The organism is Synechococcus sp. R5-13, from assembly GCF_047462015.1.
GTDB lineage: Bacteria > Cyanobacteriota > Cyanobacteriia > Thermostichales > Thermostichaceae > Thermostichus.
Window position 1 is genome coordinate 20,225 of the sequence record NZ_JANSIL010000011.1, and the last position, 13,827, is coordinate 34,051.

At 56.9% G+C, this 13,827-nt stretch carries 13 protein-coding genes; 10 read left to right on the top strand and 3 right to left on the bottom strand.

What is annotated here, in order from left to right; genetic code table 11:
- Positions 1–148 precede the first annotated feature (148 nt).
- The 6 genes from NW840_RS00795 (at position 149) to NW840_RS00820 (ending at position 4,065) form a co-directional block, all read left to right on the top strand.
- The gene (locus NW840_RS00795; protein WP_414341748.1) at positions 149–949 is read left to right on the top strand and encodes a DUF4394 domain-containing protein; all 801 of its coding nucleotides are present in this window, start codon (positions 149–151) and stop codon (positions 947–949) included.
- A gap of 298 nt (positions 950–1,247) precedes the next feature.
- On the top strand, positions 1,248–1,829 hold the full coding sequence (locus NW840_RS00800; protein ID WP_414341751.1) for a sigma-70 family RNA polymerase sigma factor: 582 nt from the start codon (positions 1,248–1,250) through the stop codon (positions 1,827–1,829).
- Entirely contained in the window at positions 1,826–2,572 is a 747-nt protein-coding gene (locus NW840_RS00805; protein WP_414341753.1) for an anti-sigma factor domain-containing protein, read from the top strand. The genes NW840_RS00800 and NW840_RS00805 overlap by 4 nt, the downstream gene beginning before the upstream one ends.
- Positions 2,573–2,705: 133 nt before the next feature.
- Positions 2,706–2,927 carry a DUF2839 domain-containing protein gene (locus NW840_RS00810; protein ID WP_414329235.1) on the top strand — a complete coding sequence of 74 codons (222 nt, stop codon included), beginning with the start codon at positions 2,706–2,708 and terminating at the stop codon, positions 2,925–2,927.
- A gap of 40 nt (positions 2,928–2,967) precedes the next feature.
- The gene (locus NW840_RS00815; RefSeq protein WP_011432809.1) at positions 2,968–3,795 is read left to right on the top strand and encodes a carbon-nitrogen hydrolase family protein; all 828 of its coding nucleotides are present in this window, start codon (positions 2,968–2,970) and stop codon (positions 3,793–3,795) included.
- 9 nt (positions 3,796–3,804) lie between these two features.
- Positions 3,805–4,065 carry a glutaredoxin family protein gene (locus tag NW840_RS00820; protein WP_011432810.1) on the top strand — a complete coding sequence of 87 codons (261 nt, stop codon included), beginning with the start codon at positions 3,805–3,807 and terminating at the stop codon, positions 4,063–4,065.
- 37 nt (positions 4,066–4,102) lie between these two features.
- Here the strand turns inward: NW840_RS00820 and NW840_RS00825 are convergent, their stop codons facing one another.
- Positions 4,103–7,600 carry a DNA polymerase III subunit alpha gene (locus NW840_RS00825; protein WP_414341755.1) on the bottom strand — a complete coding sequence of 1,166 codons (3,498 nt, stop codon included), beginning with the start codon at positions 7,598–7,600 and terminating at the stop codon, positions 4,103–4,105.
- Positions 7,601–7,717: 117 nt separating this feature from the next.
- On the opposite strand from NW840_RS00825, the gene selD reads away from it, so the two are divergent.
- The 3 genes from selD to NW840_RS00840 all read left to right on the top strand — a co-directional run bounded on the left by selD (position 7,718) and on the right by NW840_RS00840 (position 10,705).
- Positions 7,718–8,785, top strand: a complete 1,068-nt coding sequence (selD, locus tag NW840_RS00830; RefSeq protein WP_414329229.1) for a selenide, water dikinase SelD — start codon at positions 7,718–7,720, stop codon at positions 8,783–8,785.
- A 143-nt stretch (positions 8,786–8,928) separates the two neighbouring features.
- Complete coding sequence (locus NW840_RS00835; RefSeq protein WP_414341756.1) at positions 8,929–9,426, top strand: hypothetical protein; 498 nt, start codon at positions 8,929–8,931, stop codon at positions 9,424–9,426.
- A 142-nt stretch (positions 9,427–9,568) separates the two neighbouring features.
- The gene (locus NW840_RS00840) at positions 9,569–10,705 is read left to right on the top strand and encodes an ABC transporter permease (protein ID WP_414341758.1); all 1,137 of its coding nucleotides are present in this window, start codon (positions 9,569–9,571) and stop codon (positions 10,703–10,705) included.
- A gap of 47 nt (positions 10,706–10,752) precedes the next feature.
- Here NW840_RS00840 and NW840_RS00845 read toward each other — a convergent pair whose 3' ends face one another.
- Positions 10,753–11,694 (bottom strand): hypothetical protein, encoded by a 942-nt coding sequence (locus NW840_RS00845; RefSeq protein ID WP_414341760.1) that lies wholly within the window; start codon positions 11,692–11,694, stop codon positions 10,753–10,755.
- 308 nt (positions 11,695–12,002) lie between these two features.
- On the opposite strand from NW840_RS00845, the gene NW840_RS00850 reads away from it, so the two are divergent.
- Positions 12,003–12,590, top strand: a complete 588-nt coding sequence (locus NW840_RS00850; RefSeq protein WP_414329849.1) for a hypothetical protein — start codon at positions 12,003–12,005, stop codon at positions 12,588–12,590.
- 221 nt (positions 12,591–12,811) lie between these two features.
- On the opposite strand, the gene NW840_RS00855 is transcribed toward NW840_RS00850, so the two are convergent.
- A complete protein-coding gene (locus NW840_RS00855; RefSeq protein WP_414341761.1) occupies positions 12,812–13,696 on the bottom strand; it encodes a hypothetical protein in 885 nt (294 codons plus the stop codon).
- Between the last annotated feature and the right edge of the window lie 131 nt (positions 13,697–13,827).

Sequence of the window (13,827 nt, forward strand, 5' to 3'; positions counted from 1 at the left end):
CTGCAGCCGGGATCCGGGAGTTCTCTCGATGGACTGCAAAAAAAGGTTTCCACTACAGCGATCTGCAGCCACACATCCTGTGGTTTGGGGGGCGACTTGTCCTGTCAGTGATTTTGATGGTCTGTCGATCTTTTGAGGAGCATTTTCAATGCACAAACACCCGAGCTTTGTAGCAGCCTCTGTGGTAGCCGGTGGTTTTGCCCTGTTGGGCTGCGGCAGCAGCACTTCGTCTTCGATGATGCCTTTCCAAGCGGATTTGGTGGCTTTGAGCGGCGGCAATCGCCTCACTTTCATCCGCTCTGCCGATGCCTTTGTGCAGGGATCCCTGACGGTAACAGGAGTGAACGGCAACCTCATTGGTATCGATGTGCGCCCTGCCAACCGGCTGCTTTACGGGCTGACCGACACCAGCATCCTTTACACCATCAACTTGCAGACCGGTGTCGCTACCGTGGCCAGCACTCTGTCGGTTCCCTTCACCGCGGGCACGCTTTCTGGCATGGATTTCAACCCTGTTCCGGATCGGCTGCGCTTGGTGGGAGCCAATGGCCAGAACTTCCGCATCAATGTGGATACGGGCGAAGTGATCCAAGATAGACCTTTGGCCTTTGGCCCAATGGAACTACAGGGATCCCAGCCGGCCATCACCGCCGCCGCCTACACCAACAATGTGGCGGGTGCCCAATCCACGCGGCTGCTGAACATCGACGGGCAACGGAACCTGCTGGTGTTGCAGAATCCCCCCAACGATGGGGTTCAGGTGCCCATTGGCCCCCTGGGGGTGAACTTCGGCCCTGTGGGCGGGTTTGACATCCGTACTGCTGATGGGGTGGATACCGGCTTTGCCATCGGCGGCTCCACCTTGTATCGAATTGACCTCAACACCGGTCGTGCCACATCCCTGGGCACCCTGCCGGGTGGGCCGTTCTTTGGCTTGGCCGCCCTCTAGGAAAGCCGATTCCCATTTGCCTATCTAAATCAAGGTTAATCAACATTAATCAATGTTTTGGATTCATTGATTTGGAACCAATTGTTGGAATCGTTTTGAGATCGTTGCTGCTGTTGATCCTTGACCCGGCCCGATCCCAGCTCAGGATTGGGTCTTCTATCTCCCCTTAGCTCGGGGTTGACCTCCGCCTATGCAGACGATAAATTATGAGAGCCGCTGCCCTGCTTGGATTACTCTGGGCGATGCTTGTGCCTCTGCAGTTTCTTTCTCTTTTCCATCCCGTTTCCTCTTCCCACTCATGAAGATCGAGGGTGACAAAGCTGAGGAATCCCTGCAGGAAAAAACCGATGCAGAGGTGTTTGCGGCTCTAAAAGCAGGCCGGTCACAAGCTCTGGCCATTCTCTACGACCGACATGCCGGCTTGGTGTACGGAATTGCCTGCAAAATGCTGGGCAACACTGCCGAAGCCGAAGATCTCACCCAGGATATTTTTTTGAACTTGGCTCGTTCCTCCTTTGATCCCAGGCGGGGATCCCTGCGCACCTACCTGAGCATCTTGGCTCGCTCTCGCTGTTTGGATCGGCTGCGCTCTTGGCGGAATCGACAGCGCTCCCTGGAACAGGGCAGAGTGGAATTGCAGGGTAGTCCTGCTGCGGATCCCACCTTGGAGCAGTTGGCCCAAGCGGAACGGGTGGCCGAGGTGCAAACGGCCTTGGCCGAGTTGTCCGAAAGTCAACGGCAAGTCTTGAAGATGGCCTATTACGAAGGCATGAGCCAAACGGAAATTGCCAAGCAACTGGATCTGCCTTTGGGAACGGTCAAAGCCAGAGCTCGGCGGGCTCTGCTGCGGCTGCGCGAGTTGTTGGGAGGCCCCTCATGAAAGCCGAATCTGTGTCTCCCGAAGAACTGCAACTGTGGCTGGCGGGCTACGTGCTGGGGGATCTCTCCCCGGAAGAGGCCGAGCGGCTGGAAGCCTTGCTCAAGCTGCGCCCGGAGCTGCACCGAGAACTGCAAGCGTTGCAACGGGCGTTAGAGACAGCCTACGGTATAGAGGAAAAGCAACCCCCCCCCGCCCTGCGGGCTTCTCTGTTGCAGGCGCAGGCAGCCCAACCGATGCACACCCCCACCTGGGTTGCCAAGGGATCCCGTCTCTGGCAACGGGGCTTGGGGGCGGTGGCCGCAGGCTTGATCGTCGCTTTGGGGCTGGGGAACCTCTACCTGTGGCGCAGGCTGCAGCTAGCCCAGACTCAAGGGATCCCTGGCGAGGTGTTGACCTATGAATTGCAGCCGACTGCGGAGAACCTGGCCGGCTCGGTCAAGCTTGAGGTGGATCCCCAGCGCTTGCAAGGGCGATTGGTGGCCCAAGGTTTGCCGCCTTTGCCGGAAGGCCGGGTCTATGCCCTGTGGGTGGTGCTGGAACCGGAGGCGCCCTTTACCACCGATAGGGCGGGGGCCGTTCTCGTGGCAGCTTTTCCGGTGGATGAAACAGGAAATCGCCAACAGGAGCTGCGCCTACCGCCGGTGTTTGAATCTACAGAATGGGTGCGGGCTGTGGCCATTACCGAAGAGGATGGCAATCGTCCCCAAGAGCACCAGGGATCCCCTTTGTGGATTTCCGGCTAGGGATGGATTGGCGTGGCCCGATGGCACAAGTAGGCGATTGTGATGCAGATGGATGTCAACCCAGTCTTGTGACCAAGGCAGAAGGCCTTAAGATAAAAGTCGCCACCCCAGCGAAGAACTTGGAGGCCACCCCATGGGCGAAGCGAAGCGCCGTAAAACCCGCATCAGCCAAGATCCCGACCAAGAGCTGGTGTTTCCCAACCTCAAGGATATTCCCCTCACCAAAGGGCAAGCTCGCGCCATCTACAATTGGACAACCCGTGGCGCTTGGGCAGGCATCATTCTCCTGGCCATCATTTGGGTGGTGATCCGATTTGTAGGGCCTGCCTTCGGCTGGTGGCATCTGGTCGGCTAGCCGGCCGGATCCCCTTTAGCATCCTTTGGAGTTTCCGTCTATGCGCTCTTATCTGGCAGCCGCCATTCAAATGACCAGCATTCCCGATCTGGCCAGCAACTTGCAGCAGGCGGAAGAGTGGATCGACTTTGCAGTGCGCCAGGGATGCGAGCTGGTGACGCTACCAGAAAACTTTGCCTTCATGGGGCCGGAAGCCGAGAAAGCCCGCCTTGCTCCTGAGATTGCGGAGCGGGCGGAGGAGTTTTTGGCCAAGATGGCCCAGCGTTACCAAGTATTTATTTTGGGAGGAGGGTATCCTGTGCCGGACGGGCAGGGCAAAGTTTACAATACCGCTGCCCTCTACAGCCCTGACGGCAAAGAGCTGGCCCGCTATCGCAAAATCCACCTGTTCGATGTCAATCTGCCCGACGGCAATACCTACCGCGAGTCGAACACGGTGGTCAGCGGAGATGAGGTGGTCACCTGCGAGCAAGAGCAACTGGGGAACCTCGGTTTGTCGGTCTGCTACGACGTACGCTTTCCAGAGCTGTACCGATCCCTGGTGGATCGCGGAGCCCAGATTTTGCTCATCCCTGCCGCCTTCACGGCCTACACGGGTCGGGATCACTGGCAGGTTTTGCTGCAATGCCGGGCCATTGAGAACACCTGTTACGTGATAGCCCCCGCCCAGGTGGGCACCCACTACGAGCGGCGACAGTGTCACGGCCATGCCATGATCGTGGACCCCTGGGGGACTATCTTGGCGGATGCGGGTGGCGAAAAACCGGGGGTGGCCATTGCTGAAATTAACCCAGAGCGTTTCCAGTTGGTCAGGCGGCAGATGCCTTCCCTACAACACCGTCGGCTGGCCTGCACCGTCACCCGCTAGGGATCCGCTGTGCCTTGGCCCCCCCTGATTCTCTACAGCAAACCCGGCTGCCACCTCTGCGAGAGCTTGGTGGAGAAGTTGCGGCAGATCCCCGAAATCCGTGATCTGGAAGTCCGCGACATCACCTCCAACCCGAGTTGGTGGGAGCAATACCAACTGGAAGTTCCCGTGCTCACCCTGGCAGGGGATCCCGAGCGACCTTTGCCACGTCCTTCCCCTCGGCTGACGGTGAGCCAGTTGCGGGCTTGGCTTGAGAAACAGCTCCGTTGAATTTCTCCTGCTGCTGCCGGAGCTTTCTCTGCCATGCCTATGGAGAGAGCAGCGATTCGCTGCGGGCGGTGTAGCCGGCTTGACGCAGGGCTTCAACGGCGGCTTGGGCATTGTTAACCCAAAATTGGGATCCCATTCTCACCCAAAGGGTATGGGGATGGGCGGTGATGGCAGCCACGACAGGAATGCGATTTTCTTCTTTGGTTTCCGAGCGTTGGCGGGCGATCAAGGTTTGTAAACGATATCGATCCTCCAGTGTCCCAGCAGAGTCGAGAGGGATCTCCACCGTTACCCAACTAACAGATTCAATCGGTTGTAAATCTTCCACAATCAGTTGCACCTGTTCATCCCGCTGATCCACTTTGGCCCAAACCAATAGCCGTTGATCCACCTCCAGGCAACCGCGCAAACGTTCGTAGGTTTTGGGGAAGATCACTGCTTCACAACTGCCGGTGAGATCTTCCAGTTGCAAAATGGCCATGCGATCCCCTTTCTTGGTTGTGACATTTTTAATGGCAGTCACCAGGGCGAGAACGCCCACAGAGGCATCGGCTGCGCAGCCGCCCAAGTCAGCTAGGTTTACAGGGGCCAGCAGCCGCGCTTGCTCCTGAATGCGCCGCAGCGGATGATCCGAGACATAAAACCCCAGCAGCTCCCGTTCTAGCCTCAACTTTTCCTGAGGTGGAAAATCTTCAGTAGCCGGCCCACGCGGAGCCTCCACAAATCCATTGCCGGCGCTGCTATTGCTCCCCAGTAGATCGAACAAGCTGGCTTGGCCGATGGCTTTGGACTTGGCTCGCTGCGCTGCCCAACTGAGGATGGGATCCAAATCGGCAATTAGTTGTTTACGATTTCCAGAAATACAATCAAAAGCGCCCGCACAAATCAGGGCCTCCAGGGCACGACGGTTAACAATGCGCAGATCCACCCGCTGGCAAAAATCCGCCAGAGAGGTGAAGGGGCCATCAGCTTGACGGGCAGCCAAAATGTTTTGAATGGCCCCCTCCCCTACATTCTTCACTGCCCCCAGACCAAACAAAATGCTGGATCCCTGGGGAGTAAAGTCCATTCCAGAACGGTTGATATCCGGCGGCTGAATTTGGATCCCAATTGACAAGCAATAGGTAATGTAGCGCTGTACCTTGTTCTGATCTCCCCCCACAGAAGAGAGCAAGGCTGCCATATATTCCGTTGGGTAATTGGCCTTGAGGTAAGCTGTTTGAAAAGTAATCAACCCATAGGCAGTAGAATGCGATTTATTGAAGCAATACTCGGCAAAAGCAACCATTTGATCAAACAATTCTGTGGCAACTTCTTGGCTTACACCCCGCTTGGCTGCCCCCTGCACAAATTGCTCGCGGTGTTTCTCCATCTCGGAGACTTTCTTTTTCCCCATCGCTCGCCGCAGCAGATCGGCTTGGCCTAAGGTGTATCCGGCCATGTCTTGGGCAATGCGCATGATCTGTTCCTGGTAGAGGATGGCTCCGTAGGTATCCTGAAGAATGGGCTTGAGGAGTTCGTGGGCATAGGTTACCGGTTTGCGACCGTGCTTGCGATCGATAAAGTCGGGGATCATTCCCGTATCCAATGGGCCTGGCCGGTACAAGGCCAATACTGAGGAAATATCTTCTAAGTTGGAAGGTTTGAGCTCCCGCACCACCTGCTTCATGCCAGAAGATTCCAGTTGGAAGATCCCTTCCAGCTCTCCCTTTTCCAAAAGCTGGTAGGTTTTCTTGTCGTCTAGGGGTAGGTTATCCAGATCTATATTGACGCCATTGTGTTCTCGGATCAGTTCCACTGCCCGCTGAATCATCGTCAGGTTGCGCAGACCCAAAAAGTCCATCTTCAGCAAGCCCAAAGACTCGATATCTTCCATCGAGTACTGGGTGATAATTTGGCCTTCATTGTTGTACTGCAGAGGCACGATCTCATCTAAGGGATCCTTAGCAATCACCACACCGGCAGCGTGAACCCCGAAGGTTTTGTTGGTGCCCTCCAACAAACGTGCCAGCTCGATCCAGCGGTGGGTGGTTGGGTCTTTCTCGTATTTTTCTTTGAACTCTGGAGCGGGAGTATCCTCGCCAATCATCTCTTCCAATTTTGCGGGCTTGCCTCGGGATACCGGGATCAATTTCGCCATTTTGTCGGCTTCTGAGTAGGGAATGTCTAAGACTCGACCGACATCTTTGAGAATGGCTTTAGAGGTCATGCGGTTAAAGGTGATGATCTGGGCGACTCGCTCTTGGCCGTATTTGCGGGTCACATAGTCGATCAGCTCTCCCCGCCGCTCGATGCAAAAATCCGTATCAATATCCGGCATCGATTGACGTTCTGGATTGAGAAATCGCTCAAACAGTAGGCCGTATTTAACCGGGTCAATGTTGGTAATTTGTAGGGCATAGGCCACCAGGGATCCTGCTGCCGAGCCTCGCCCCGGCCCCACCGGGATCCCCTGCTCGCGGGCATAGCGAACGTAGTCCCAGACCACCAGGAAATAGCTGGAGAAGCCCTTTTGTTGGATGATGTTCAGCTCAAAGCGCAGGCGCTCCTGGTAGTTTTGGGGGATCTGATCCGGCTGAGCAACACCGCAGCGCTTCGCCAGCCCCTGCCAGGCCAATTCTGTGAGATAGCTATCGGCAGAATGGCCCGGTGGAACCGGGTAGTCGGGCATGCGCATTTCCCCAAATAGGTCATAGCCCTCGATCTTTTCCAGCACCTTCAGGGTGTTGGCGATGGCCTCGTCAATCACCTCCTGTTCCAAATGGTCACGGCAGAGACGGCGCATCTCTTCTGGGCTTTTCAGGTATTCGGTTCCGGTGTAGCGAAGGCGATTTTTTTCAGTAAGGGATTTGCCTGTTTGAATGCAGAGCAGCGCATCGTGGGCCTCTACATCCCAGCAGGAAATAAAATGGCTATCGTTGGTGAGGATGATCGGGATCCCCAATTCGCGGGCGATGCGCACCAACTGCACATTGACAAAGCGATCTTCTTGATAACCGTGATCCTGAATCTCGATGTAATAATCATCCCCAAACTGCTCTTGGTACCAAGCGGCAACTTCACGGGCAATTTCTGGCCGCCGCTGCAAAATAGCTTGAGGCACTTCTCCTGCCAAGCAGCCGCTGGTGACGATCAGCCCTTCTTTGTATTGCACCAAATACTCTTTGTTGATGCAGGGGCGAGAGAAAATCCCTTTCCCTTGAATGCCATGTAGATGGGAAATGGTGGTTAGCTTCACTAAGTTTTTGTAGCCCTGGGTGTTTTTGGCCAGAACCACCTGGTGATACTTGGGGTACTTGCGGCTTTTGTCGCGGATATCGCCGTTGATTACATACATTTCATTGCCGATGATTGGAGTAATCCCTTTGCTTTTACACAGTTTCACCAGCTCTAACGCCCCATACATGACACCGTGATCCGTCAGGGCCAGCCCCGGCAAACCCATAGCGACCACCTGCTCGATCAGACGCGGCAATTGGCTGGCGCCATCCAAGAGGCTGTATTCGCTGTGGAGATGCAAAGGAACAAAAGACATGGCAACGCTATGGATAGTGGGATCCCTTTAACCTTAACTCAGCGTGTCCATTTCTCGACTGCCTGCAGATGCCGCTACAGTAAAGTCAGCTGATGTTTTTTCCCTTTTCTTGAATCTATGGATGCTCCCATTCGCCTCACCCAGTACTCCCACGGCGGTGGCTGCGGCTGTAAAATTGCCCCGGCCCTGCTGCAACAAATTCTCAGGGATGTACCCCTGCTCTCCCCAAATCCGGCTTTGTTGGTGGGAGCTGAAACCAGCGATGATGCGGCTGTCTATCAACTAAACGACCACCAAGCCCTAATTTTGACCACCGACTTCTTCATGCCGATTGTGGATGAGCCGGTGGATTTTGGTCGGATCGCGGCGACCAATGCCCTTTCCGATGTCTACGCGATGGGGGGCACTCCCATTTTGGCTTTGGCAGTTTTGGGCATGCCGGTCAATACCCTGCCGATGCAGGCCATCCAAGGGATCATGGCCGGAGGGATCCAGGTTTGCCAAGAAGCCGGGATCCCTTTGGCAGGGGGGCACTCCATCGATTCGCCGGAGCCCATCTTCGGCTTGGTGGCAGCAGGTTTGGCCCATCCACACCACATTCGCCGCAATGCCACGGCCCAAGCCGGGGACGATCTGATCCTGACCAAGCCGCTGGGGATCGGGGTGATGACCACCGCTCTGAAAAAGGGTCAGCTCAGTGCGGCAGGCTACGCGGAAGTTTTGCAGGTGATGACCCAGCTGAATCGCATCGGCTCGCAACTGGCTCGGCGACCGCAAGTTCACGCCATGACGGATGTAACAGGGTTTGGCCTGGTGGGACACTTGCTGGAAGTCTGTCGCGGCTCGGGGGTGGGGGCCAGTTTGGATCTGGCTTCCATTCCGTTTTTGGCAGAAGCGCTCTCGCTGGCAGAGGCGGGGATCTTTCCAGGGGCGGCTCGTCGCAATTGGCAGGGCTATGAGGGGGTACAGGCAGAATCCCTGCCCGAGTGGCAGCAACTGCTGCTGGCAGATCCCCAAACCAGCGGGGGCTTGCTGGTGGCGGTGGATCCCGGCTACACCTCAGACCTCTTGCAAGAGCTGCACAGTGCCGGCTACCCCTACGCCCGTCGCATTGGCCGATGCCAAGCTGGAGACACCAGAATCCATGTTACCGGCAAGATCAGCCTCAGCCCAGCGGCAGCCTGAAGAAGACCCTCTGGCAATACTCACCATGCAAAGTCTCATGCAAAGTCTCGATAGAGGGCTCAGTATGAAGATTGCGTCAAGCAGCTCTGAGAAAGTTAAAAATACCATGTAAGGCAAGGGAAGGTTAGGATATCCTGAGAGCTATGAGCGAGCTTCCCCCCAGCCGTAGTCTGGTTCAGCGAGTTGAGCCTGGCCAGCTGATTCGAACCCTCAGCAGTGGGCAATTGCTGATGGTGGATCCCCAGCGGCACAACGCCCTGATCATCTGCAAGACGTTTCATGCTGAGTTTGCCGGGCCGGGTGCTGCTGTTGGGGGGCCATTGGATGTGGAGTCCGGCGGCGTTGTCCCCATTGGGGATGTGGTTTTGCTGCATCCGCAAGACCACCAAGAGCGGCAAAGTGCCTATGCCAAGCGGCTGCACTGGATGCGTTGGCTACAGCAAATCACCGATAATCCTCTGCCGGCGCAACGGGCGCGGATTTTGCTCTTCAGCCTAGAGGAGTTCTTCTCTGCGGATTTGGTTAGCCAATTGCCCGATGACATTTTGGCACGGCTGGTGGGGGTGCTGCCCCAGACGATTGCTGCGGTGCGGATGGAGATGACGGCCCTCTACAGCCCCAGCTATTCCTTGGCAGGCTGAGCTTGTCTTGGACTGGGGAAGGGACTCGTCCTGCCAGCATGAATCGGTGACACCTTGCAGCCCTCTCTGCAACTGGAACAAGACACGATCAGCTACACTGCTGGCATTTGGTTCAACTGGACTCGACCGGAATCTCTGCCTTATGCAGTGGTGGAAACGGCTTCGCCGCAATCGATGGGCCCAAGTAGGAGCTTACATTCTCCTTGTTTTCTACGCCTGCGCCATTTTTGCCGAGTTTGTTGCCCCCTACAGCCCGCTGGAATCGCAGCCGGGGGGATCCCTTCTGCCGCCCACCGCCATTCACTTTTGGGATGAATCGGGCGCTTGGATTGGGCCCCACGTTTATCCAACCCGCCAGGGGCCAGTGGATCTGGAAACGGGAGAACGCCCGCTCTTGGTGGATACCAGCCGTCCCGCCGGGATCCGCTTGTTTGTGGCCGGTACTCCCTACCGTTGGTTGGGGTTGATCCCCTGGGATCGGCATCTGTTTGGCACCGTCCCGCTGCGGCCTGTTGCAGAAGCAGGACAAGTGGGATCGCAAATCAGCGAAGAGCCACCTGTGGCACGGCTGCACCTGCTGGGCACCGATGATCAAGGTCGGGACTATTTCAGTCGCTTGGTCTATGGCGGGCGCGTCAGCCTGTTTATCGGCTTGGTGGGCATTGGCATCTCTTTCCCCATTGGTCTGCTGGTGGGGGCCATATCCGGCTACCTTGGGGGCTGGGTGGATACGCTCCTGATGCGCTTGGCCGAGGTGTTGATGTCGATTCCGACGCTGTATCTGCTGGTGTCGCTGGCAGCGGTGTTGCAGGTGAATCCGCTGACCGGGGTGCCCTTCAGCAATGCCGAGCGCTTTTTGGTGATTGTGGTGATCCTCTCTTTTGTCGGTTGGGCGGGCCTAGCCAGAGTGATTCGCGGGCAGGTGCTGTCCTTGCGAGAGCGGGACTTTGTGCAGGCAGCGCGGGTAGCCGGGGCTGGATCCCTGTATCTGCTGGTGCGCCATATTTTGCCCCAGACAGCTACTTATGTGGTGATCTCGGCAACCTTGGCGGTGCCCGGCTACATTGCGGCAGAGTCGGTGCTGAGCCTCATCGGGTTGGGGATCCAACAGCCGGATGCCTCTTGGGGCAACATGCTCTCGCTGGCCACCAACGCTTCGGTGATCATCCTACAACCCTGGCTGGTGCTGGCCCCAACGCTGATGGTGGTGCTGACCTCTCTATCCTTTAACCTGCTGGGGGATGGTTTGCGGGACGCCCTCGATCCTCGGGAAGGGTGAGCTGCTTCCCCATTGCGCCGAGTGAGGGGAATGGAGTGGCCTGCAAATCACCGCTTTCCGTCGGGATAGAGCCGGTTTAGACCCTTGCGAGCCTTAGCATGGACATCCAGGGTGGCATCCATTTTCAGGATCTGCCGGTAAACTTGCTCGGCACGAGCCACTTCCCCTTCCTGTTCCAACTTTTGTCCTAGCTTGAGCAAGTTTTGGGCTGAGAGATCTGCCCAAGGATTCTGTTCGGCTGTTGGCTCCTGCAGTTGCCGCAGCTCTTCTAGGCGCTCTTGCACCATCGGTCGTAACAGCCAAGAGTCATCCAGATCCAAAACCTCTCGGTAGTAGCGCTGGGCCTCTTTAAAGTTCTTTTGCTCGTCGTAGGCTTCCGCCAGTTGTAGCGCCAGTTCCGCTGTGGGCTGATCCTTAAACTGGCGATGCAGTTGGTTCAGTCGCCGCACAAAGGGGGATCCCTGCTGCGGGTTTTTCAAATCCGGGGCGTGCTGAACCGGCAGATAGTCGTCCCTCTTCGCCGATGGTTGAGGGGAAGGGGCAGGCTCTGCAGCTTGAGGTCGAAGGGGCGCTTGGCGGCTGATGCTTTTGGGATCGATGGGGGTGGGCTTGTAAACCCAAATTGGCTGATCCGGAGGAGATGCGGGTGGGGTTGGGCGTGGGATCGGCTGCGGCAAGGGAATGGTCTTGCGATCCGGCGGTTCAGGAGATGGCTGCTTCAGCTCCTCAAGGGTGCTGGGAGGTTTGGGGGCCTGAAATTGAATCGCTTTGGGAGTCTCCCTGCGCTCTTGGGCCAATTCTCGGTACAGAGCGGCCAATTGCAGGTACCCCGCTTCTTCATAGGCGGTGGCCAGCCAACGGGCATTCTCTGGGCTGGGATCCGCACGATAAGCCCGCCGGAGCAACTGCAAAGCAGTGCCGTAGTTGCGCTCTCGAATGGCTGCCCGTCCCAAACTCGCTGAGCTGACCCCGATGGTATCGCTGGCCATAGTCCCCCATCTGTCTTGGCGCCGACAATAGAGCTAAGAGTCAAGGCTGAGCTGCTGATAATTCAGGTTTTCCAAGCCAGCCACGTGGGTTGACGCTTGCTTAATATTAACTGGATTCCTTGGCCATAGCATACCCTCACCAGCCGGGATGTTATCTGCTCGGACAGCTCCCTCTTGTTGAGATCTCTCGCTTTATATCAATTCAATGTCGATATTGAGGGTGGGATTGGATTGAGATCTGGATGCCAAGTTAACTTTTGGGCTAGCTTGTAGTCAGAGCTTCAGCAGCAACAGGTTCTGACGCCAACATGATCCAAGACTTTCGAGAGCGGTACCCTATGGGCAGTTTGCTCACCGATCTGTTGCGGGTGGAAGAAGGGATCTACATCGTCAGAGCCCAGGTGGTGGTGAACAACACGGTTTTGGGCAGTGGCATGGCTGGCTCGAACACCGTCGAAGAGGCGGAAGATGCTGCCTTGAAGCGCGCCCTCCACCACGCAGGATTTGGTCGCCCCACTTCCTCTTTGAGTTTGGGCATGGATTCTGCTGCCGCCAGGGTGCCTTATCTGCCAACTCCTGAGTTGGCCAACGGACACGCTCAGTCTTCCCCTGCTTCTCCAGCCCCTGAGTCGATAGGGATCCCTGCAAAGCCAAGTTCCCCAGAGCTGCCCGGTCTAAGTGAGCCGGCGGCCTATGGGGATGACCTATCGGACATCATTGCCCAAACGGATGTGGAGATGCAGCGCATTGGCTGGGGCCGCAAGGAAGGACAAGAGTTTTTGGAACGTCGCTTTCAGAAGAAATCTCGCCACCAACTCAGCGACGCCGAGCTGCGGGAGTTTTTGCGCTACCTAAAACAGCAGCCCTCCCGCCTCAGCAGCGAACCCCGCTTTTGAAGTCTTCTCGGCCTTGCCGCCAAGATCTCGGGATCTGGAGATCTGGCAACTCCTATCTTCCAACTAGGGTTGTTCCGAGCCCGTTCAAGTAGCCTCTGACCCTTGCCCCCGGCCCCTCTGGAAGGGGGAGTTGGGAATCAAGCCAGCCAACTGTTTTACTGCTAGTTGGCTGCTACTTGGAATAAGCCCGTTCTACCGTCGGTGTCTTGCTGCTGCTGAAGCTAGGGCGCACCTACAATCACGCTGGTGTCTTCCATTTGCTTCACGACCGTTTCTCCCCCTTCCGAGAGCACAACCCGTCGCTCTGGCACTGACACTCCGGCCACCTTGGCAGTTTGATAGTTTTGACCGGCCTGCACCACAGAGGGAATGACACCTGGGCCAGAAACCAGAGCAAAGGACTCGCCGCCAATCTGTATCATCCCGGAAACCTGTACACTGCGGGCAAACGCAGCTGGGTCAGGGGTAGGCGTTGGGATCGGGGTAGCCACGGCTACAGGGGCGCCATTGCCGTCGCCAGGAGGGGGCAAAACCGGAGGTGGAGGCAGGGGCGGCAGGACAATCTGCGGTTCAGGAGCACGCACGTTTTGAGGCACAAAGGGATCCACACGGCCAGCCCCACTCAAGGCCCGCTGGGTTTCCTGCTCTCGATCCACTGGCGGGATCAGGCTAGAGGCAGCTTGGGTAGCCTGCAGAAGGGAGGGCACCGGCGGCGGGGGTTGATCGGGGGCGGTCTGGCCAAAGCCGGCAGGCAAGTTCACCGTTTGTTGCCGGGCGAGAGCTTGCATCTGGCTGGCTCCGCGGGCCATGGTGGCGCTCATATCCTGTTCCCAAGTCCCTGCAGCATTCAGCCGCATGATCACAGGGCTGGTTCCCCCCCGAGACTCCACCCAAATTTCCGCTTCTGTGTCGCTCAATCGCCGCGAGCTGAGGATCCGGGATCCCGGAGGCAAGAGGGGCCGAAGCGCCAGTTCGGCCTCAGGAACAGCCTGTTCGTTGGCCAGAGCCGGGAACCAACGGGGGGCCAAAAACGTAACGCCCCCTGCCAACAGCAGGCCGGCTACAAGAAAGCAGGACAATGGGCGAGCAGGCAGCGATTTCAGCATAGAGACCACCGGGAGAGCATGACTCTAGTCAATAATAAGCTCAACTATACTGAAAATAATGTAATGTATAATATGTTCAGTACGGATTACTACCAGTTGATCTTTCTGTTTACTTTCGAGTCTGCCAACAT

Coding starts and splice junctions, on each gene's coding strand:
- selD (WP_414329229.1), top strand. CDS start 7,718: ATGGATGCTCCCATTCGCCTCACCCAGTACTCCCACGGCGGTGGCTGC.
- NW840_RS00800 (WP_414341751.1), top strand. CDS start 1,248: ATGAAGATCGAGGGTGACAAAGCTGAGGAATCCCTGCAGGAAAAAACC.
- NW840_RS00805 (WP_414341753.1), top strand. CDS start 1,826: ATGAAAGCCGAATCTGTGTCTCCCGAAGAACTGCAACTGTGGCTGGCG.
- NW840_RS00795 (WP_414341748.1), top strand. CDS start 149: ATGCACAAACACCCGAGCTTTGTAGCAGCCTCTGTGGTAGCCGGTGGT.
- NW840_RS00845 (WP_414341760.1), bottom strand. CDS start 11,694: ATGGCCAGCGATACCATCGGGGTCAGCTCAGCGAGTTTGGGACGGGCA.
- NW840_RS00855 (WP_414341761.1), bottom strand. CDS start 13,696: ATGCTGAAATCGCTGCCTGCTCGCCCATTGTCCTGCTTTCTTGTAGCC.
- NW840_RS00810 (WP_414329235.1), top strand. CDS start 2,706: ATGGGCGAAGCGAAGCGCCGTAAAACCCGCATCAGCCAAGATCCCGAC.
- NW840_RS00850 (WP_414329849.1), top strand. CDS start 12,003: ATGATCCAAGACTTTCGAGAGCGGTACCCTATGGGCAGTTTGCTCACC.
- NW840_RS00815 (WP_011432809.1), top strand. CDS start 2,968: ATGCGCTCTTATCTGGCAGCCGCCATTCAAATGACCAGCATTCCCGAT.
- NW840_RS00840 (WP_414341758.1), top strand. CDS start 9,569: ATGCAGTGGTGGAAACGGCTTCGCCGCAATCGATGGGCCCAAGTAGGA.
- NW840_RS00835 (WP_414341756.1), top strand. CDS start 8,929: ATGAGCGAGCTTCCCCCCAGCCGTAGTCTGGTTCAGCGAGTTGAGCCT.
- NW840_RS00825 (WP_414341755.1), bottom strand. CDS start 7,600: ATGTCTTTTGTTCCTTTGCATCTCCACAGCGAATACAGCCTCTTGGAT.